This is a genomic window from Aeromicrobium flavum (assembly GCF_007992115.1).
GTDB classification, from domain to species: Bacteria; Actinomycetota; Actinomycetes; order Propionibacteriales; family Nocardioidaceae; genus Aeromicrobium; species Aeromicrobium flavum.
In genome coordinates this window covers 36,342-57,215 of sequence record NZ_BJZQ01000006.1, presented here as the reverse complement: position 1 = coordinate 57,215, position 20,874 = coordinate 36,342, and the positions used below count along the sequence as shown (strand labels likewise).

The following is a 20,874-nucleotide window of genomic DNA, read 5'->3' as shown; positions in this document are numbered from 1 at the left end:
AGGTCGGGGTATGGACGACGACTTCACCGAGGCGGTGCTCGAGGTCGTCGAGCAGCTGCCGCCCGGGTGCGTGGCCACTTACGGGCTGATCGCCGAGCGGCTGGGCCGCGGCGGCGCCCGTCAGGTCGGCCGTGTCATGTCCCTCGAGGGACACAGCGTGCCGTGGTGGCGCGTGGTGCGTGCCGACGGGTCGCTCCCGCCCCACCTCGTCGTCGACGCGCAGCAGCACTGGCGCGACGAAGGCACCCCCGTCCGCAACGGTCGCGTCATCGTGAAGGACGCGCTGGCGCCGGACTTCTGAGACTGTCGGAGGGGTCTGGTTCCATGGGCGTCGTGCCTCCCCAGTTCGTCCTGCAGCGCCCCGACGCCGCGCGTGCCGCGGCGCCGGCGCTCGACGACGCCCAGCGCTCGGTGGTCGAACACCGCGGCGGTCCGCTGCTGGTGCTCGCGGGGCCCGGCACCGGCAAGACCACGACCCTGGTCGAGGTCGTCGTCGAACGGATCGAGTCCGGCGAGCTGACCACCGACCAGATCCTCGTCCTCACCTTCAGCCGCAAGGCCGCCGGCGAGCTGCGCGACCGGATCGGCCGCCGCCTCCCCGGCACGTCCGCCACCGTTCCGGCGATGACCTTCCACGCGTTCTGCTACGCCCTCGTCCGCGAGTTCAGCGACCCCGAGGCGTTCGCCGCTCCGCCCGAGCTGATGACCGCCCCCGCGCGCGACGCCGTCGTCGCCGACCTGCTCGGCGGGCACGACGCGTCCAGCTGGCCGCCGTCCCTGCGCGAGGCGCTGGGCACGCGGGGCCTGGCGGCCGAGCTGCAGTCCTTCATGTCGGCGGCCGTCACCCAGGGCCTCGGCCCCGACGACCTGCGGGCGCTCGCGCTCACGCGGGAGCGGCCCGAGTGGGTCCGCGTGGCCGACGCGATCGAGGAGTACCACCAGGTCATCGACCTGCAGAACCGCACCGACTACACCGACCTCGTCACGCGGGCCGCGGCGATCGCGGGCGACCGCGACCACCAGCGGGTGCTGCGCGACCGGTTCCGGCTCGTCGTGGTCGACGAGTACCAGGACACCGATCCGCTGCAGGTCCGACTGCTGCACGATCTCGCCGGCGACGGCCGCGACCTCGTGGTGGTGGGCGACCACGACCAGGCGATCTACGGCTTCCGCGGGGCCGACCCCGGCGCCATCACCCGGTTCCCGCAGCAGTTCGCCACCGCCGGCCGACCGGCGCCGACCGTCGCACTCACCACGACCCGGCGCTTCGGGCCGCGCATCCTCGAGGCGGCCCGCATCGCGCTGGGCCACCCGCCGCTGCCGCCGGGGCTCGACGTCCAGGCGGCCGACCGGCACCGCAACCTGCGCTCGGCCGCGCGGGACGCCGGCCGGGTCGAGGTCGCCACCTACGCCTCGGCCACCGCCGAGGCCGAGCACATCGCGGGAATCCTGCGGCGCGCCCACCTCGACGACGGCCTCGCCTGGTCGCAGATGGCGGTCCTCGTGCGCACCGGCGCCGACCTCACCCGGCTCCAGCGCGTGCTCGGCCCCGCGGGTGTGCCCGTCGAGGTGGCGGGCGACGAGGTGCCGCTGGTCGCCGAGCCTGCCGTGCGCACGTTGCTGCTGGCGCTCGAGGCCGCCGACCGGATCGCTCGCGACGAGGAGCTCGATGCCGAGATGGCCGAGGCCCTGCTCACGGGCCCGCTGGCGGGCCTCGACGGACCCGCGATGCGCCGGCTCGGCCGCGCTTTGCGGCGGCGCGATCCCGAGACGCCGTCCAGTGCCCTCGTCGCGGCCTCGCTGCACGACCCCGCCGGTCTCGGGCTCGACACCACCGATCGCTCCACGGCCGATGCGGTCGAGGCGGCGCGCACGCTGGCCGCCCTGCTCGGCCGGGCGGCCGCGGTGCTGCGCCGGGGCGAGCCGCCCGAGGAGGCGCTGTGGCTGCTGTGGGACGGCACCGCCTGGCCCGCCCGGCTGCGCGAGCAGTGGGGGTCGGTCGAGGGGCGGGCCCACGCCGACCGCGACCTCGACGCGATCTGTGCCCTGTTCCGGCACGCCGCGCGCGCCGAGGAGGGTGGTCGTCGGCGGGACACCGTCAACTTCGTCGCCGAGCTGCGCGCCCAGCAGATCCCCGCCGACCAGCTCGAGTCCAGCGCCGCCCGCCCCGACGCGGTCCGGCTCATGACGGCGCACCGGTCGAAGGGGCTCGAGTGGCCGCTCGTCGTGGTGGCGGGCGTCCAGGCGCAGCGCTGGCCCGACCTGCGCTCGCGCGGCAGCCTGCTGCGCGCCGAGCACCTCGACGGGCCCGTCGGCCCGGGGGCGCGCGGCGAGCAGCTGCGCGAGGAGCGCCGCCTGTTCTACGTCGCGTGCACGCGCGCCACCAGCCGGCTGGTCGTGACGGCCGTCCAGACGCCCACCGACGACGGCGACCAGCCGTCGCGGTTCGTCGCGGAGCTGCTGGCGGGTGGGTTCGGCGACGCCGAGGCGCTGCCCCTGGGCCGCCCGGCGCGCCCGGTCTCCCTGCGGGGCGTCGTGGCCGAGCTCCGGCGTCTCGGCGAGCAGGACGACGACCCGGTCGTGCGCGACCAGGTCGCGTCGATGCTGGCCGAGATCGTCCGGGCCGACCTCGCGCTCACCCGCCCCGCCCACCCCGACCGCTGGTGGGGCCTGGCCGAGCCCACGCGTTCCGAGACGCCGTGGCGTCCCGAGGACCAGGCGCTCGCGCTGTCGGGCTCCGCGGTCGACGGGATCACTGCCTGCTCGCTGCGGTGGTTCCTCGGTCGCGAGGCGCACGGCGAGTCGGCGTCCACCTCCGCGCAGGGCTTCGGCTCGATCGTGCACGCCCTGGCCGCCGACGTCGTCCAGCGCGGGGTCGAGCCCGACGAGGTCGCGATGGCCGCCCGGCTGGACGAGGTCTGGCACCGGCTCGACCACCAGGCGGCCTGGCTCGGCGAACGCGAGCGCGAGTCCGCGCACGAGTCGCTGGTGCGGTTCGCCCGCTGGCACCGGGCCAACCCGCGCACCGTGCTGGCGGCCGAGCACGAGTTCCGCACCACGGTCATCGTCGGGGGCGTGGAGGTCCTGATCCGCGGCTCCATGGACCGGGTCGAGGTCGACGCGCAGGGCCGGGTCCACGTGGTCGACTTCAAGACCAGCCGTTCCGCGCCCAGCCAGGCCAAGATCGCCGAGCACGCGCAGCTGGGCGTCTACCAGGTCGCCGTCGAGCACGGTGCCGTCGAGGCGCTCGGCATCCCCGACGCCCGCTCCGGCGGCGCCGAGCTGGTCCAGCTGCGCAACCCCGCCGGCGCGAAGGACCCCGACTCGCCCAAGGTGCAGCCCCAGGCCGCGCCGGTGGGCGAGGGGGAGCCGGCGTTCTTCGCCCTCGAGCTGCTGGCCGACTCCGCACGCACCGTGCGCGGCGAACGGCTGGTGGCCCGTCCGGACGACCACTGCACGTTCTGCGACTTCCGCCCGCTGTGCCCGGTCATCACCGGACCCACGATCGGAGGCCCCGAGTGACCCCGCTCGTGCGCGACACCGACCACCTCAAGCAGGTGCTGGGCATCCCGTTCAGCGACGAGCAGCTGGGCGCCATCACCGCCGATCCCGCACTGCCGCAGGCGATCATCGCCGGCGCCGGCGCGGGCAAGACGGCCGTCATGGCCGCGCGCGTGGTGTGGCTCGTCGGACACCTCGGTTACGCCCCCGACCGGCTGCTGGGCCTGACCTTCACGTCCAAGGCGGCCGCCGAGCTCGCCGGGCGCGTGCGCGAGTCGCTCGAGCGGATCGGCGACTTCTCCGAGTTCGGTGAGCCCACCGTGTCCACCTACCACGCGTTCGCGGGCACGCTCATCGCCGAGCACGGGCTGCGGATGGGCATCGAGCCCGACCTGCGGGTGCTGGCCGACGCCACGCGGTTCCAGATCGCCGCCCGCGTCGCGCGTGGTCACGACGGACCCCTGCGGCACGTCTCGGCCTGGCTGCCCACCGTCATCAGCGACCTGCTCGACCTCGACGGCCAGCTCTCGGAGCACCTCGTCACCACCGAGGAGCTGCGCGAGTTCGACCGCCGCACGGTCGAGGCCGCGCAGTCGGTCGAGAAGCCGCTCAAGTGGCACGGCGACGTCGTCGCGGCCTGCCTCAAGCGCGACGAGTTGGCCGACCTGGTCGACGAGTACCGCGCCGCCAAGACCGACGCCGGCGTGATGGACTTCTCCGACCAGATGGCGTGGGGCGCCCAGCTGGCCACCCTGCCCGAGGTCCAGCAGGTGCTGCGCGAGCGGTACGACGTCGTCCTGCTCGACGAGTACCAGGACACCTCGGTCGCCCAGCGCGACCTGCTGCAGTCGTTGTTCGCCGGCCGGCCGATCAGTGCCGTGGGCGACCCGGCCCAGGGCATCTACGGCTGGCGCGGTGCGGCCTCGGGCAACCTGACGGCCTTCCTCGACGACTTCCCCGCGGCCGACGGCGGCAAGGGCCGGCTGTTCAGCCTCGACGTCACGCGTCGCTGCGCGCCCGAGATCATCGACCTCGCCGGGTACGTCGCCCGTGAGTACTACGGGTCGCCCGGCGTCTCCGCCATCGTCACGCCGCTGCGGGCAGCCCCCGAGAACCCGCCGGGGGAGGTGTCCGTCGCGCTGCACACCGGCGTCGCCGAGGAGATCGAGGCGCTCGTCGACCTCGTCGTCGCCTCGGTCGAGCGCGGTGTCGCCCGGCGCGAGATCGCCGTCCTGGTGCGCACCACCAACGAGAACCCCGAGATCGTCCGGGCGCTGCGCTCGCGCGGACTGCCCGTCGAGATCGTCGGCCTCACGGGCCTCCTGCAGCAGCCCGAGGTCGTCGACGTGCTGTCGGTCCTGGCGGTCCTCGACGACGTCACCGCCAATCCCGCGATGCTGCGGCTCCTGACGGGGGTGCGCTGGCGCATCGGCGAGCGCGACCTGGCGCTGCTCGGCCAGCGCGCCGTCGCGCTGGGCCGGCTCTGGCGCGAGGGCGACGAGATCGACCGCAGCGACCCCGACGCCGTCCTGCAGGCGGCGCTCGACGACGCGACGACGGGTGTCGATCCCACCGAGATCGTCTCCCTCGCCGAGGCCGTCGAGGACCCGGGCGACCTGGCGTACTCCCGCGAGGCGAAGGCCCGGTTCGCCGACCTCGCGTCGATGCTGCGGCGGCTGCGCCGGCACGCCCACGAGCCGCTGCTCGACCTCGCGCGCCGGGTGGTCACCGAGCTCGACCTCGACGTCGAGCTCCCGGTCGCGGGAGTGCCCACCGACAACCTGTCGCTGCTGATGGACGCGATCGGCGACTACGCCCAGCACGACCGTTACGCGTCGCTGGCGGGCCTGCTCGCCCACCTCGACGCCGAGCGCGAGTACAACGAGGGGATGGAGCTCAGCGCTCCGTCCGACGCCGACTCGATCAAGCTGCTGACCATCCACCGCGCCAAGGGGCTGGAGTTCGAGGAGGTCTTCGTCCCGTTCGTCGCCGGCACGGTCTTCCCGTCCGCGCGGGGGCGCTCGCGCTGGCCCACGGTGGCCAAGGCGATCCCGGCGCCGTTGCGCGGCGACGTCGACTTCGTGCCCCAGCTGGCCGAGTTCACCAGCGCCGCCAGGAAGGCCTTCGAGGAGGACACGAAGCGCGACTCCCTCATGGAGGAGATCCGGCTGGCGTACGTGGCGTTCACCCGGGCCAAGCGCCGCCTGCACATCAGCGGCCACCGTTGGGGTCGCACCCAGCTGAAGCCGCGTCCGGAGTCGGCGTTCCTGGTCGACGTGCGCGACTGGCTCGCTGAGCGCGGCACCGCGCCCGTCGTCTGGGCCGAGGCGCCCCTGGACGACGACCAGAACCCGCACCTGGTCGACCAGACGGTCCCGTGGCCGGTCACCCTCACCTCGTTCGACCGGCGCCGGGCGCTGGCCGAGGCGGTGCGCGCGCACCTCGCCACCGAGGAGGCCCCGCCGCTCGAGGTCGATGCCCGCCTCGCCGACCTGCGCACCGACCTCGACCTGCTGCTCGAGGAGGCGCGGGCCCGGGCCGAGCACGAGATCGCCGTCGAGCTGCCGTCCTCGCTGTCGGCCACCGACGTGCTGGCGCTGGCGCAGGACGAGGAGTCGTTCGTCGCCTCGCTCGCGCGACCGATGCCGCGTCGTCCGTCCGCCGCGGCGCGCTTCGGCACACGGTTCCACGCGTGGATCGAGGCTCGGTACGGCCAGCAGACTCTGCTCGATCCCGACGAGCTGCCGGGCCGCGGCGACGCCGAGGTCATCGACGAGTCCGACCTCGACGCGCTCAAGGAGGCCTTCGAGTCCGGGCCGTTCGCCGGTCGCGAGCCGGTCGCGATCGAGACGCCGTTCACCCTGCGGCTGGGCGGGCAGCAGGTCATCGGCCGGATCGACGCCGTCTTCCCCGTCACGCTGCCCGACGCCAGCGACGGATTCGAGGTCGTCGACTGGAAGACCAACCGCGCGCCCGACGCCGACGAGCTGCAGCTGGCACTCTACCGCCTGGCCTGGGCCGAGCTGCAGGGCGTGGATCCGCGGCGGGTCGTGGGCACCTTCCACTACGTGCGGCTGGGGGAGTCGCACACGTTCGACGACCTGCCCGACCGAGCGGCGCTCGAGCAGCGGCTCGGGTTACGGTGAGGCGTGGATTTCGCCTTCGATCAGGCCCGGCACGACCGGGCGGGGAACCTGCGGCGCAGTGAGGAGCTCTGGCGGACGCCCGACCTGCGGGTCCTGGTCCTCGGCGGCGAGCACGTCGCCACCACCGACGGTCCGGCGCTGCGGTGGGTCACCCCTGACCAGGCTCCCGACGGGGAGTGGATCCTGCTGGGCGACCAGGACGGCACGCGGTACGCCGCGGTTGCGGTGCAGCGTGTCCCTGCCGAGCTGAACCCGGTCAGCATCCGCACGCTCGCGCCGCTGCTCCACCCCGACGAGCTCTCCCTCGCGATCCACGCCGTCGGCCTGGGCCGCTGGTTGCAGTCGCACACCTACTGCTCGCGCTGCGGCGAGTACCTGTACAGCCAGCAGGCCGGCCACCTGCGGGTCTGCCCGTCCTGCGGCGCAGAGCACCATCCGCGCACTGACCCCGCCGTGATCATGCTGGTCACCGACACCGACGACCGGGCGCTGCTGGCCCGCAACCCGCAGTGGCCCCCGGGCCGGTTCTCGACCCTGGCCGGCTTCGTGGAGCCGGGTGAGACGCTCGAGGACGCGGTGCGACGCGAGGTGGCCGAGGAGGTCGGCGTCACCGTCGGCGAGGCCACCTACCTGGGCAGCCAGCCCTGGCCGTTCCCGCAGAGCCTGATGCTCGGGTTCCGCGTGCAGGCCACCGACACCGAGCTGACGCTCGATCCGCAGGAGATCGCCGAGGCCCGCTGGTTCACGCGCGGGGAGCTGCTCGAGGCGATCAAGGGCGAGGAGCTCGTCCTGCCGCCGCGCGGCGTCTCCATCTCGAGCTGGCTCGTCGAGCAGTGGTACGGCGGAGAACTGCCCGGCAGCTGGTAGCCCGGGTATCACCCCCGCGGTCAGGGCGCTCCCCGAGGTTGTCGGGCGGAGGCGTCCGGCGTCGACCCGGAGGTGACCATGTCCACTCACGAAGCCCTCACCGGCGTCCGCAGTGCCCACCGCACGACCCCGGTACGCGAGCTGCTGCACGCCGATCCCTCGGTCCTGCTGGGCGTCGACGCCGCCGCCCTGGCCGCCCTGGAGCTGCTCGACGTCCGGACCGTGTTCGACCTCGCGACCTCGGGTGCCTTCGCCGCCGCCGCGAAGCTGGCGACGGTGTCCGGCAACCCGACCAGTCCGCTGTACCAGCAGGGTGCCGCGACGAGCGACCTCGTCCACGAGGGCGCGACCGCCGTCCCCGTGGCCGAGATGGCCGGGGAGTCCATCGCCATCCTGCAGGCGATCCCGCCCGACCGGGCCGCCGAGATCGCCGCCGCCTTGGACGTGACGTCGGTGCAGGAGATGGCCGACTTCCCGCCGTACCTGGCGGCCATCCGCCTCCTCAACGCCGTCTTCTTCCCGGAGAACGAGCCCGGGGCCGATCCCGAGCGCCCGGCCGACCTCGTCCCGGTGAGCGGCGAGTACCCGACCGAGCGGGTGCAGTACACGTCGCTGCTGATGGACGAGATCACGACCGTCGACGAGCAGCGGATCAACATCCTCGACCGCGAGTTCAAGCCGCTCGACCTCGCCGAGCTGGCCGTGGCCGACCGAGGCTTCAACCGTGTGGCGTTCGGGGCGCTGCTGACGTTCACGCAGTCCTGGTTCGCCCAGGGCGTGACCCTCGGCCAGCTGCTGCACAGCACGGCACTGGCCCCGGGGGAGAGCACGCGGATCGCGGTCGTGGACTGGACCCGGCGCAGCCGCGCGGGGGAGACCGAGACGATCAGCGAGGTCGACGACCTCTCGCAGTCGGCCGAGCACAACCGCGCCATCAACGAGGTCACGAACGCCGTCGCCACCGAGGCGCAGCAGGGGTTCTCGCAGAGCAACGCGAGCTCGAGCTCCACCCAGTTCGGCATGTCGATGGCAGCCGAGATGTCCGCGCCGCTGGGCGGGCTGCTCGGGGGCCCGAGCGGGTCGATGGGCACCTCGCTGAGCACCGCGTCGTCCTCCTCGCACGCCGACTCGTACTCGTCCAGCTTCGGTCGCCGCGAGGTGGGCTCGTCGATGCTGCAGAACGTCAACGACCGCACGCACCAGCAGGCCCACTCCAGCCGGAACCGGCGGGCCTCGGTGGTCAAGGAGGTGGCACAGTCCGAGCACGAGTCCGTCAGCACGCGGGTGGTGGCGAATTACAACCACATGCACGCGCTGACGGTGCAGTACTACGAGGTCGTGCAGGTCTACCGCATCGAGACGGCCGTCTCCCGTGCCGACAAGGTCGTCTTCGTGCCCGTGGCCCTGCCGGACTTCTCCTCACCGGCCGTCGTGCGCCGCTTCCAGTCGGTCCTGTCCCGTGCGGCGCTGACGATGGAGATGCGCGAGGCGCTGCGCAACCTCGACGTCATCGAGCTCACGCCCGCCAAGGACACGCAGTTCCGCGGCTTCGACCGACCGCTCAAGACCGTGGTGGCCGAGGCGCTGATCCATCGCACCGGGCCCACGAAGGTGGTCGCGATGAAGGAGGGCTCGCTGTTCCAGGGGTCGGCGTCGGCGGACGCGGAGGACGACGACACGCCGGCGGCGGTCGTGCGCGCCTCCGTGAGCTCGTCGGCCCTGCTCGCCGAGGGCTCGCTCTCGGTCACGCGGGTGCGGCTGTCCGAGGCCGTCCCGGTGATGCAGCAGGTCACGTCACGGCTCTGGCTCGACGACCAGGTGAGTCGGCTCGCAGGCCTGCTGAGCACGCCCCTGCTGCGCCCCGCGAGCGCGGCGATGTACCTCCCCACCGACGTGCTGGTGGAGGGCGTGACCGTCAGCGTGGCGTCGGGTGCCGCATCGGCGGTCTTCGACCTCGCATCCGGACAGGCACGGCGCGACGTGAGCCCGGAGAACCCGCTGCGCCTGAGCGAGGTGCGGCGGATCTCGGTCGGCGGCGCTCCCGAGGCCAGTGGCGAGGCGACGGTCACCCTGACCCTGAACCGCAACGGCGTCCGGTTCCCGCTGCGGCTGCCGGACGTGGTCGTGAGCGTGACGGCACAGGGGTCGGCGCCGATCGTAGAGGTGGCGCCGGGCGGGGTCAGTGCCAACATCGTCGAGCACCTGAACCAGAACAAGCTGCACTACGCCCAGTCGATCTACCGTTCCCTGGACGCGTCCCAGGTGGCGATGCTGCTGTCCGGGCACACGATCACGATGGGCGACCAGGACGTGCCCCTGGTGCAGGTCGTCGATCCCACGCCCATCCGCTACATCGGCAACTACCTGGCGTTCGCGATGAACGTCGAGCCGACCGACCAGGACTGGGGCACGTGGCTCAAGGACCACGGCATCGTGCTGGGGCGTCCTCGCGAGGACCTGGTGCCGCTGGGCACCGGCGGCACGTTCGCCGAGGCGGTCCTGGGCCGCTCGAACAGTGCCGAGAAGCTCGACATCACGCGGTTCTGGAACTGGCAGGACTCGCCGATCCCGCTCGCCCCGACCGACATCGCCGCGGTCCAGATGGGCAGTCGCGCGACGGCGGAGGACACGTCGCCCGGCCAGCTGAGCGCCCCGATCATCAACCTGCAGACACCGACGTCGCTGCCCGACCCGGCGGGCACCGCCGCGGTGCTCGGAGCGGTGCAGAACGGCCAGATGTTCCGCGACATGAGCGGACTCCAGGCGACGGTCGGCCTGGCCCAGGCGGCCCTGCAGGCCAGTGCCGCGGGCGCGTCGACGGCGGGCCAGCAGGCGGGAACCAACATGAACTCGCTGCTGACGGCCAACACCGAGCGTCAGCGGATCGCGGCCTCGATGATCACCGACCTGGCCAAGACGGCCGCCTCGATGTACACCGGCGGTGCGGTCGGAGCCGGCGGCGGCGGTGGGACCGCGGGCGGCTCACCGTCGCAGGACGGCGCCAAGATCAACTACTTCGACAAGACGGCCACGCCCGGCGGGGGTGGCGGGGGCACGACCGGCTCCGATGACGGGACGGGACCGGCGCCCGTGACGGGCGGCCAGAGCGGCGGCGGAACGCCGGCGGGCGATGCCGCGGCGTACTCGAAGAACCCCGCCGCGCTCGCGGCCACGTGGGGTGACACCGAGCCCGCCAGCGGCCTGCTCGGGAGGGTGATGGAGAAGATGGACGCCGGCCTCGGCAGCAGCGAGTCGCCGCAGTCAACTCCCGCGGTCGGGCCGAAGTCGGCATGGCCGCACCTGACCGCGGCGAAGGTCATGTCCGACAAGGATCGGGTGGCGGCCGACCCCAACACGTTCCAGCAGGGCGCGCTCGGCCTGTGCACGGCCGCCGCGTTCTTCCACCACCTCGTCCAGCGCGACCCGATGGTGTGGAAGAACTACATCAACTCGCTGTTCGGCAGCGGCACGGGCTTCCTGGGGAAGCTGAAGGTCCATCCGGGCGACGACCTGCGAGCCGCCGACCACACCGCGCTGGCGGCGAAGCACACCGGATTCCCGCCGCAGGGCGAGTGGATGGCGATGTGCGCCCTGCGCGACTCGGAGAACTGGATCTTCGACTTCGACGGGTCGCCCGACGACGAGGCGGACATGGAGACCTCAATGAAGGAGATGGCCGGCTGGTACGAGGACACCGAGCTGTGGTCCGACGTCAAGGTCGTCTCCGACACCGACGCCGCCGCCATCAAGACGGTGAAGAAGACCGCGTCGAACCAGGTGGCCTTCTGGATCCGGATGCCGATGATCGGGGACTCGCGGACGAGCACCCACATGATCACGATCGAGTCGCCGATCGTCATCGACGAGGCCGCGGACACGGCGACGTTCGACTACTGGACGTGGGCCCAGCCGGTGAAGACGCTGTCGACGACCTGGACGACCGTGAAGAACAACTTCCTCGGAGCGATCGTCGTCACGAAGTGAGACGGAGCCACCTCGAGTGGCGCAAGAACGCCCGCCTCTCGACGAGTGGCGGGCGATTCTGCGCCACTCGGCGGGACTGGTGGCGTGGGCGGCTCAGAGGCCGAGCTGGGCCTTGACCTGCGCGACGGACGGGTTCGTCAGCGCCGTGCCGTCGGCGAAGACCAGCGTCGGCACGGTCTGGTTGCCGCCGTTGGCCTGCTCGACGATCTGGGCGGCGTCGGGCTGCTGCTCGATGTCGACCTCGTCGAACTCGATGCCCTCGCGCTTGAGCTGGGACTTCAGGCGGTGGCAGTACCCGCACCACGGGGTGCTGTACATCGTGAAGGTTCCGCTGGCTGACTCGGTCATGGACTGTCGCTCCCTCGCACTACGCTGTCGTGGGGCCGTCGATCGCGCGAATCGTCGATCGGACGGCACACCACCATCAACCTCCAGCCTGCCACCCGCATTCCCACGATCGGAGACCATGGCCCTCCCCGAACGCCTCGACGCCGACGCCCTCCTGGACGGACTCGACCCCGAGCAGCGCGAGGTCGCCACCACGCTGCGCGGCCCGGTGTGCGTCATCGCCGGCGCCGGCACGGGCAAGACGCGGGCCATCACGCACCGCATCGCCTACGGCACGGCGACGGGCGTCTACAAGCCCATGGAGGTCCTGGCGGTCACGTTCACGGTCAAGGCGGCCGGCGAGATGCGCGAGCGGCTGCGCACGCTCGGCGCCCACGGCGTGCAGGCCCGCACGTTCCACTCCGCGGCGCTGCGCCAGGCGCGGTACTTCTGGCCGCGGGTCTACGGCACCGACTTCCCCCAGATCCTCGAGTCGAAGTTCGCCTTCGTGGCCGAGGCCGCCCGGCAGGTGGGCGTCCGCGCCGACCAGGCCACGCTGCGCGACCTCGCGGCCGAGGTCGAGTGGGCCAAGGTCTCCAACGTCCGCCCCGACGACTACGGCGCCGAGGCGGTACGCCGCCAGCGCACGGTCGGCGACATCGACCCGGGCGAGGTGGGCGCCATCCTGCGCTCGTACGAGCAGGTCAAGCGCGACCGCGGCCGGATCGACATGGAGGACATCCTGTTGATCACCGCCGCCATCCTCGCCGACGAGCCGGCGATCGCGGCCGAGGTGCGGCGCCAGTACAAGTGGTTCGTCGTCGACGAGTTCCAGGACGTCAACCCGCTGCAGTCCACGCTGCTCGACCTGTGGCTGGGCGGGCGCGACGAGGTCTGCGTCGTCGGCGACCCCCGCCAGACGATCTACACGTTCGCCGGCGCCTCGGCCACGATCCTGGGCGACTTCACCACGCGCCGGTTCCCCGACGCGCCGCGGATCGAGCTGGTCCGCAACTACCGCTCCAGCCCGCAGATCGTCGCGGCCGCCAACGAGGTGTTCGCCGGGCGCGGCCCCTCGGTCACGCTCGGGGTGCGGCTGCAGTCGCAGAACTCGCCCGGCCCGGCCGTCGACTACCGGCCGTTCGCCGACGAGCCGGCCGAGGCCGACGCGATCGCCGACCGGATCGTGGCGCTGCACCGCCAGGGCGTGCCCTACCGCGAGATGGCGGTCCTCTACCGGATCAACGCCCAGTCCGAGGTCTACGAGGAGGCGCTGGGTCGCCTGCAGATCCCGTACTCGATGCGTGGCGGCACGGGCTTCTTCCAGCGCCCCGAGGTGCGCCAGGCCGTCACGCTGCTGCGCGGGTCCGCCCGCGCGGGCGAGGGGTCGGGCTCGCTGGCCGACGACGTGCGTGCCGTGCTCGCCGCCATGGACTTCTCCGAGACCCCGCCCGAGGGGCGCGGCGCCGTGCGCGACCGGTGGGAGTCGCTGATGGCCATCCACACGATGGCCATCGATCTCGCGCAGGAGCAGCCCGAGGCCGATCTCGCGGCGCTCGTCGCCGACCTCGACCGCCGCGCCGACCAGGCGCACGCGCCGTCCACCGACGGGGTCACCATGTCCACCTTCCACGCGGCCAAGGGCCTGGAGTGGGACGCCGTCTTCGTCGCCGGTGCGCAGGAGGGCACGCTGCCCTACGTCGCCACGATGGACGACCCCGCGGCCGTCGAGGAGGAGCGCCGGCTGTTCTACGTCGGCATCACCCGCGCCCGCCGTCACCTCATGGTGTCGTGGTCGGCCGCGCGCAAGGCCGGGGGACAGGCGCGGCGCAAGCCCAGCCGGTTCCTCGACCGACTGCTGCCCGAGTCGGTCCAGGTCTCGCGCGCGCCGAAGCGCAAGGTGCGGCTGCCCCAACCCGACCTCGACTACGACGAGGCCCTGTTCGAGCGCCTGCGCGCGTGGCGCAAGGAGGTCTCGCAGGAGGAGAGCAAGCCCGCCTTCACCGTCTTCAACGACGCGACGCTCAAGGCGATCGCCGCGGTGCGGCCCTCCAGCGGCGACCAGCTGCTGCAGATCTCGGGCGTCGGTCAGTCGAAGCTGGAGAAGTACGGCGAGGGCGTGCTCGGGATCGTCGCCGACGCCTGAGTGCTCAGGCCGGGTCGTCGAAGCCGGGCAGGGAGTCCGCCACGATCTGGCGGAAGCGCGCCGTGGCACCCAGCTGGCACAGCACGCCGACCCCGCCGGCCCAGACGCGGTGGATCAGCAGGTAGCTCGGCGGCACGGTGAGCTTCAGCGCGGTGCCCATGCCCTCGGCTCCGGGCGCGGCGAGCCGCTGGCCCTGGCGCCGCAGCCAGTCGCGATCGAAGCCGAACGACTCGACGGCCACGGGCTCGACGATCGGGGCGAGGTAGCGAGCCAGCACGTCGGGCTCGACCCGGCTGCCGGCGCGGACGAAGCCCTCCGCGCGCAGCCCGTCGGCCACCGTGACGTAGTCGCCGTCGGCCGCGGCTCGCAGCAGGGGGCCCATCGGCGCGGGCAGTCCGTCGGGCAGGCGAGCGACGGCGCCGTAGTCGACCACGCCGAGCCGCCCGTCGGGCAGCACGCGGAAGTTGCCCGGGTGCGGATCGGCGTGCAGCAGGCCGGCGCGCGCGGGACCCTCGAAGAGGAAGCGCACGTAGGTTTCGCCGTAGTGGTCGCGCTCCTCCTGGGTCCCGTTCGCGATGATGTCGGCCAGGGAGCGGTCGCCGGTGAGCCACTCCGAGACGAGCGCGCGCTCGGTGTGCGCCAGCGGCCGGGGAACGACGATGTTCGGGTCGTCGGCGAAGGCGTCGGCGAACTGCGCCTGCGCGTCGGCCTCGAGGGAGTAGTCGAGCTCCTCGGCCACGCGCTCCTGGAGCTCGCGGACGAGGGCCTTGATGTCGACGCCGGGCATCAGCGTGCCCATGAGGCGGGCCAGCCGGCCGATCTGGCGCAGGTCGGAGTTCAGTGCCTCGGCGGCGCCGGGGTACTGGATCTTGACGGCCACCCGGACCGGCTCGGCGCCGCCCTCGGCGATGAACAGGCTGCGGTGCACCTGGCCGATCGACGCCGCGGCGGCGGGAGTCATCTCGAACTCGGGGAAGCGCTCGGGCCAGTCGGCGCCGAACTCGCGGGTCATGACGCGCTTGACGGTGGCCGCGCCCATCGGCGGGGCGGCGTCCTGCAGCTTCGTGAGGGCCTCGCGGTACGGGGCGATGACCTCCTCGGGCAGGGCGGCCTCGAAGATGCTCAGCGCCTGACCGAACTTCATCGCGCCGCCCTTGAGCTGGCCCAGCACGCTGAAGACCTGGTCGGCGGTGCGGCGCTGGACGTCGGTCATGACCGCGGCGGCCGGCGCACCGACCAGGCGGCGACCGATGCCCCAGGTGGTCCGCGCCGCGAACCCGGCCGGAAGGCTCGCCAGGCGTGCCCCGCGGCGCAGCGCGCTGCCGGTGAGGGGGATGTCGCGCGGATCGTCCTGGTCGTCGTCGGCCACGTGGTCAGGATAGTGGCGCGTGCCGCATCGGCCCGGTCATGCGAGCAGGAGTCGACAGGCGCAGTCTGCCGCGAACGGCACGTCCCGCAGGTCGACGTCGGCCGGGCCGGGTCCCACAGAGACGACGTGGCCGACGGTGGGCGGTCGCCGGTCGAGGCGCAGGCAGTCGACCTGGTGGACCACCTCGGCGGCGGCGCGGTAGAGCACGCCGAGCGGCAGTGCCTGCGGCAGCAGCCGCGAGCGCTCGAACTGCGGCAGCAGCGCCGACCACCCCGGGTCGGCGGCGATCACGTGGGCGTCCAGGCAGCCCAGGCAGGGCGTGGCGCCGGGGGCCACCAGCGGCCCGATGCGGACCCGTCGCTCGTCGAGCGTGACGGGGAGGTGGACCACGCCCGCGGCGACGAGGTTCTCGAAGGTCGACCGGGGCGGCTCGCCGCCGGTGAGCAGGATCTCGAGGTCGGGGTCCGTCGGCGGCGGGCCGAACACGTCGAGGAGCAGCGCGGCGAGCGAGGCGGTCGAGCGGTCGTGACGCACGGCGATGCGCGCCGCGGGCGCGGCGGGGGAGGGGGCGATCACGGCGCCGGACACGATCAGCCGGTCGAGCGTGGCACCGAGGTCGTCGGTGAACTCCGGGACGTCGCGGGCGACGAGGGCCGCGAGCCGCGGGAGGTCGAGGGACCCGTCGAGCAGGCGCAGGACGCGCACGAGCCCGGGTCGGTCGCGCACGAGGACGCCCGGACTGGTGCCGACCTGCAGGGTGCGGACGTCGCGGCGCAGCAGCATCGCTCCCGGCAGCAGGCAGGGGCCACGCGCGGCGGCGGGAGCGGGCGGGGCGGGCACCGGCCCATCGTGACTGACCTCAGGCGGCGCGGGGCGCGTGGTCCACAGGCCCGGGCGGGACGGCGGTGGGGGCGGTCACCCGCCCCCACCGCGGTGATTCACGCCTTGCCGAGGATGCGGTTGAGCTTCGTGCCGCACTCGGGGCAGACGCCCTTGGCCATGCGGGTGCCCTTCTCGCTGACCTGGACCTCACCGCTGGTCTCGCGCTTGTCCTTGCACTTCACGCAGTAGAACTCGCCCGTCCATGTCTCCGCCATAACGGCCTCCTTGCCGATGCTGCACCGCCGAATGTGGCGCAGGTCACGCTCAGCCTAGGCGCAAAACCGCTGGGAGCAAGGCTGAAGCCCCGCCCGGCGCGCCTTCCCCTTGCGCGTCGGAAGCAGGGCTTCAACACGGCTCAAGGTAGGGCCTGTCCCCGGCCGGGGTCAATGGCCCGTCCGGAGGTCTGTCCACCGCCTGTGGACAATGTTGGGGACAAGCTTGTGGGCCACGCCGGGTGGGGTGTGAGGATCGGTGTGGACAGTCGGTCGGCCTGCAGGAGGCCGCCGTCGATGCAAGCCCGCTGACCTGCACAAACGTCCCACTTCCCTGTGGATACCGTGGAGCCATGGCCGAGGTCGAGGTGCGACGCAGCGCGCGTCGGAAGCGCACGGTCTCGGCGCGCCGCGAAGGGGGTCGCACGATCGTCATGATCCCGGCCGCCATGTCCGCGCGCGAGGAGCGCCGTGCCGTCGCCGAGATGGTCGCGAAGCTCGATGCCCGAGAGCAGCGCCGCACGGTCACGCGCTCCGACGCGGCACTCATCGAGCGCGCGGCGCGACTGGCCGAGCTCTACGTCCCGGAGGCGCCCGCGCCCGCCTCGGTGCGGTGGGTCACCAACCAGAGCACGCGATGGGGGTCGTGCACGCCCGCCGACCGCACCATCCGGTTGTCGCACCGCTTGCGCGACATGCCCGAGCACGTCGTCGACGCGGTGATCGTGCACGAGCTGGCCCACCTCGTCGTGTCCGGCCACGGCCGCGCCTTCGACGCGATCGTCAGGCGCTTCCGGCGGACGGACGAGGCGATGGGGTTCCTCGAAGGCGTGAGCTGGCAGCAGCGACGAGACTCCTGACCGACGCGTCGGTCGGCTCGGGCAGCGCGTCCAGGGCGAACCACCGGACGTCGTCGGACTCGTCCGAGCACGTGGGCTCGGCGCCGCGCGGCGCGACTGCCACGAACTGCACGTCGAGGTGGTGTCCGCCCTCGTGGCAGCGCACCGGGTGCCGGGAGAGCAGCACCGGGTCGGGGTCGATCGTCAGTCCGTCGATCCCGGTCTCCTCGGTGGCCTCGCGGCGTGCCGCCTCGGCGAGGGACGGATCACCCGGCTCGCAGTGACCGCCGGTCTGGAGCCAGCGATCGAACTTGGGATGCAGGACGAGCGCCACGCGGTCGTGGTCGGCGGACACCACCAGGGCGCTCGCCGTCACGTGGTCGGGGGCGCAGGCGCGCGCGCCGGGCTCGTCGTGCGCCCGGGCGTGGCCGGCGAAGACCTCGCGCAGGACGCCCTGCTCGGCGTCGGGCGGCGACCACGTCGCCAGGACCCGACGGATGTCGTCGGTCAGGCTCACCGGTCGTCGGAGTCGGAGCCGTCGCCGGAGTCGTCCGCGGACAGCAGCTGCTGCAGGGCGGCGTCGAAGTCGGCGTCGCTGAGCTCGCCGGTCTGCCGCTCGCAGAATCCCAGCGGGTCGTCCAGGTCGGCCGAGGTCGGCAGCAGGTCGGGGTGGCTCCACACGCTGTCGCGGGCCTCGGCGCCGCGCTGGTCGCGCAGGGCCGACCACAGGTTGGCGGCGTCCCGCAGGCGGCGGGGCCGCAGCTCGAGGCCCACGAGCGTCGCGAAGGTCTCCTCGGCCGGACCGCCGGTGGCGCGGCGGCGGCGGAACGCCTCGGCCAGGGCGCCGGCGGCGGGCATGACGCCCGCGGTGGCCTGCGCGACGACCTCGTCGACCCAGCCCTCGACGAGCGCGAGCAGCAGCTCCAGCCGCTCCTTGGCGCGCTCCTGCTCGGGGGTCGGCGCGGGATCGAGGAGCCCGCCGGACAGCGCCTCCTGCATGGCCTCGGGGTTCGTCGGGTCGATCGAGCGCATCTGCTCCTCGATGGAGGCGACGTCGATCCGGATCCCGCGGGCGAAGTCCTCGACCGCGCCCAGGACGGCGGCGCGCAGCCAGGCGGCGTGGGCGTAGAGGCGGTGGTGGGCGCTCTCGCGCAGCATCACGTAGAGCAGGACGTCGGCCTGAGTGGCCTCGAGGGAGTCGGCGAGGGCGGCGACGTTGTGCGGCAGCACGGCGGCGCTGTGCTCGGGCCCGAGCGGCAGGCCCACCTCGGTGGAGGAGAGCACCTCGGTGGCGAGCGCCCCGATCGCCGAGCCGAGCTGCTGGCCGAACATCGCGCCACCGGCCTGGTTGAGCATGCCCACCAGCGGGCCGGCCATCGCCTTGGCCTCGGGCGGGAGCGCCTCGCCCATGGAGGCGACGACGTGCTGGGCGACGGGCTCGACCATGACCTGCCACGTGTCCATCGTCTGCTCGACCCAGTCGGCGCGGCTCCAGGCCAGGGCGGACGTCGCGCCGGACGGCAGTCCGGTGACCTTGTCGAGCCACATCTCGGCGAGGCGGGCCGCATCGGCGACGGCGCCGGTCTGGCCGGCGTGGGGGCTGGGATCGTCCCCGGCCGCGGCCACCGCGTGGCGGGCCACGTCGGCGGCGAGCCGGTAGTTGACCGTGCCCTCGTGCGGCTCGAACATCCGCTGCATCTGGGACATCATCTGGCCGAGGTCGAACTGACCCCCGCCCATCTGTCCGAACAAGCCCTCCAGGGGCGTGCCCTTGAAGGGGTTCTGCGGGTCCTCGCGGGGTTCCTCGGCCATGGGCCCAGCCTAGGCGCTGGGGCCCAACCACACGCCCCCGCGGTGGGTGCGTTCGGTTCGCTCCCGCAGGGGTTTCGGCGCTGCCTCTAGGGTGTCGGTGTGTCATCCCCGATGCGCCTGAGCCGGCGCACGCTCACCCTCGCGGTCGGCCTGTCGTTCCTGACCGTGCTGACGTGTCTCGTGGCCTTCCTGCCGGTGCCGTACGTGACGATGCGCCCGGGACCCGTCTTCAACACGCTGGGCGAGCTGGACGGCACGCCGATGCTGACGTTCGGCGACGACGTGCGCACCTACCCGACCGACGGACGACTCGACTTCACGACGGTGTCGGTCACGCGCGCCGAGTCGCGGATGTCGCTGGCGGGCGCGATCGAGGGCTGGCTCGACCCCGAGGTCGCGGTCGTGCCCCACGACTTCATCTACCCCGACCGCCAGACCGACGAGGACAGCAAGGCCGAGGGCGCCGCCGAGCTGGCCAGCTCGCAGGACGCCTCCCGCGCCGCCGCGCTGCGGGCGCTGGGCCGCGAGGTCACCGAGGTGCCCAAGGTGGCCGACGTCGTCGACGGCGGGCCCGCCGAGGGCAAGCTCGAGGTGGGCGACCTCATCGTGGCCGTCGACGGCCGTCGCGTCACGTCGCAGGAGGCCGTCGGCGAGGCCATCAGCGGTCGCAAGCCCGGCACCGACGCCACGATCGGGTACCTCCGCGAGGGCAAGGAGGGTGCCGTCACCATCAGGACCACCTCGATGGGCGACGACCCGTCCAAGGCGCGGGTCGGCATCTCGGTGGGCTCGGGCTTCGAGTTCCCGGTCGAGATCGAGAACCACATCGGCGACCGCGTCGGCGGTCCGAGCGCCGGCGCCATGTTCGCGCTGGCGATCTACGACCAGTTGACGCCCGGGGCGCTCACCGGCGGGCAGAACGTCGCCGGCACGGGAACGATCGATCCCGAGGGCACGGTCGGTGCGATCGGCGGCGTCCGCCAGAAGATGGCCGGAGCCGCGAACGCCGGCGCCGACATCTTCCTCGTGCCGGCGTCCAACTGCGACGAGGCGACGCGGGGCGACGACTTCGGCATGACACTGGTGAAGGTCGAGAAACTCAAGGACGCGATCGATGCCGTGGGCACGCTCGCGAAGAACCCGAAGGAGAAGGTGTCGAGCTGTGGCTGATCCGCGACTGACCGTGACGGGCGACGGCATGGGGGAGGACTCGCCGGTGCGCCAGGCCGCGCTCGAGGTCGAGTCCCACGTGGGCGACGGCGGCTGGGACCAGCCGCCGCGCCTGTTCGCCCTCGTGCTGACCGCCGACCTGCTCGCCGCGCAGCCCGAGCTGGCCGACGAGCTCGGCGACCCCGAGTCGTACACGCCCATCGAGCAGGAGCTGCCGCAGGGCCGCGAGGTCGAGGACCTGCTGCCCGAGATCGGCTGGCCGGGCGAGGTGGCGGGGTGCGCCGTGGTGATGGAGCGGCTCACGCTGCCCGCCGAGGCCGAGGCGCAGCTGCCGGACGACCCGACCGCGGCCGTCGAGTTCGCCGCCGAGCACCCCGACCGCCAGGAGATGCGCATCGTCGCGGCGGTCCTGCGCGACGGTCCGGCCCACGTGGCCGTGCGCCCCCGGGTTCCCGCCGACGCGCCGCTGATCGAGGGCCCCGGCCTCGTGCCGGGACTGGTCGAGCTGCTGACCGAGACCCTCGCCGACGACGCCTGACCCTCGGGGTTCTTCCACACCCCGTAGGCTGGCGCCCACCAGACCCACACTGCCGTGAGCCAGGAGCACCGTGAGCGACAT

General features: G+C 73.2%; 15 protein-coding genes. 9 read left to right on the top strand and 6 right to left on the bottom strand.

Going from position 1 to position 20,874, the window contains the following annotated elements; translation table 11 throughout:
- Positions 1–10: 10 nt before the first annotated feature.
- The 5 genes from AFL01nite_RS07940 to AFL01nite_RS07920 all read left to right on the top strand — a co-directional run bounded on the left by AFL01nite_RS07940 (position 11) and on the right by AFL01nite_RS07920 (position 11,498).
- Positions 11–301: an MGMT family protein gene (locus AFL01nite_RS07940; protein WP_146827138.1), complete on the top strand. Its 291-nt coding sequence runs from the start codon at positions 11–13 to the stop codon at positions 299–301.
- Positions 302–324: 23 nt separating this feature from the next.
- The gene (locus AFL01nite_RS07935; protein WP_146827137.1) at positions 325–3,522 is read left to right on the top strand and encodes an ATP-dependent helicase; all 3,198 of its coding nucleotides are present in this window, start codon (positions 325–327) and stop codon (positions 3,520–3,522) included.
- Positions 3,519–6,647 carry an ATP-dependent helicase gene (locus AFL01nite_RS07930; RefSeq protein ID WP_146827136.1) on the top strand — a complete coding sequence of 1,043 codons (3,129 nt, stop codon included), beginning with the start codon at positions 3,519–3,521 and terminating at the stop codon, positions 6,645–6,647. Before AFL01nite_RS07935 ends, AFL01nite_RS07930 begins: the two co-directional genes overlap by 4 nt.
- A 3-nt stretch (positions 6,648–6,650) precedes the next feature.
- The gene (gene nudC, locus AFL01nite_RS07925; RefSeq protein WP_146827135.1) at positions 6,651–7,514 is read left to right on the top strand and encodes an NAD(+) diphosphatase; all 864 of its coding nucleotides are present in this window, start codon (positions 6,651–6,653) and stop codon (positions 7,512–7,514) included.
- Between the two features lie 78 nt (positions 7,515–7,592).
- Positions 7,593–11,498: a hypothetical protein gene (locus AFL01nite_RS07920; protein WP_146827134.1), complete on the top strand. Its 3,906-nt coding sequence runs from the start codon at positions 7,593–7,595 to the stop codon at positions 11,496–11,498.
- 93 nt (positions 11,499–11,591) lie between these two features.
- Here AFL01nite_RS07920 and AFL01nite_RS07915 read toward each other — a convergent pair whose 3' ends face one another.
- Positions 11,592–11,846, bottom strand: coding sequence for a mycoredoxin (locus AFL01nite_RS07915; RefSeq protein ID WP_146827133.1), 255 nt, complete (start codon positions 11,844–11,846; stop codon positions 11,592–11,594).
- Between the two features lie 118 nt (positions 11,847–11,964).
- On the opposite strand from AFL01nite_RS07915, the gene AFL01nite_RS07910 reads away from it, so the two are divergent.
- Entirely contained in the window at positions 11,965–13,971 is a 2,007-nt protein-coding gene (locus tag AFL01nite_RS07910; RefSeq protein WP_146827132.1) for an ATP-dependent helicase, read from the top strand.
- A gap of 4 nt (positions 13,972–13,975) precedes the next feature.
- Here AFL01nite_RS07910 and AFL01nite_RS07905 read toward each other — a convergent pair whose 3' ends face one another.
- From AFL01nite_RS07905 to AFL01nite_RS07895, 3 genes are all read right to left on the bottom strand, one after another.
- On the bottom strand, positions 13,976–15,340 hold the full coding sequence (locus AFL01nite_RS07905; protein WP_146827131.1) for an ABC1 kinase family protein: 1,365 nt from the start codon (positions 15,338–15,340) through the stop codon (positions 13,976–13,978).
- 36 nt (positions 15,341–15,376) lie between these two features.
- Positions 15,377–16,180 (bottom strand): hypothetical protein, encoded by an 804-nt coding sequence (locus tag AFL01nite_RS07900; protein ID WP_146827130.1) that lies wholly within the window; start codon positions 16,178–16,180, stop codon positions 15,377–15,379.
- 98 nt (positions 16,181–16,278) lie between these two features.
- Positions 16,279–16,437: a DUF5679 domain-containing protein gene (locus AFL01nite_RS07895; protein ID WP_146827129.1), complete on the bottom strand. Its 159-nt coding sequence runs from the start codon at positions 16,435–16,437 to the stop codon at positions 16,279–16,281.
- A gap of 350 nt (positions 16,438–16,787) precedes the next feature.
- Between AFL01nite_RS07895 and AFL01nite_RS07890 the strand changes: the two genes are divergently transcribed.
- On the top strand, positions 16,788–17,294 hold the full coding sequence (locus AFL01nite_RS07890; RefSeq protein ID WP_146827128.1) for a M48 metallopeptidase family protein: 507 nt from the start codon (positions 16,788–16,790) through the stop codon (positions 17,292–17,294).
- Here the strand turns inward: AFL01nite_RS07890 and AFL01nite_RS07885 are convergent.
- A complete protein-coding gene (locus tag AFL01nite_RS07885; protein WP_146827127.1) occupies positions 17,218–17,790 on the bottom strand; it encodes an NUDIX hydrolase in 573 nt (190 codons plus the stop codon). The genes AFL01nite_RS07890 and AFL01nite_RS07885 overlap by 77 nt on opposite strands.
- Positions 17,787–19,085 (bottom strand): zinc-dependent metalloprotease, encoded by a 1,299-nt coding sequence (locus AFL01nite_RS07880; RefSeq protein ID WP_146827126.1) that lies wholly within the window; start codon positions 19,083–19,085, stop codon positions 17,787–17,789. Before AFL01nite_RS07880 ends, AFL01nite_RS07885 begins: the two co-directional genes overlap by 4 nt.
- Positions 19,086–19,184: 99 nt before the next feature.
- Here AFL01nite_RS07880 and AFL01nite_RS07875 point away from each other — a divergent pair, with 99 nt between their 5' ends.
- Together AFL01nite_RS07875 and AFL01nite_RS07870 are read left to right on the top strand one after the other, a co-directional pair.
- Positions 19,185–20,255 carry a YlbL family protein gene (locus AFL01nite_RS07875; RefSeq protein WP_222593445.1) on the top strand — a complete coding sequence of 357 codons (1,071 nt, stop codon included), beginning with the start codon at positions 19,185–19,187 and terminating at the stop codon, positions 20,253–20,255.
- Positions 20,248–20,793 (top strand): PPA1309 family protein, encoded by a 546-nt coding sequence (locus AFL01nite_RS07870; protein ID WP_222593444.1) that lies wholly within the window; start codon positions 20,248–20,250, stop codon positions 20,791–20,793. Before AFL01nite_RS07875 ends, AFL01nite_RS07870 begins: the two co-directional genes overlap by 8 nt.
- Positions 20,794–20,874 lie beyond the last annotated feature (81 nt).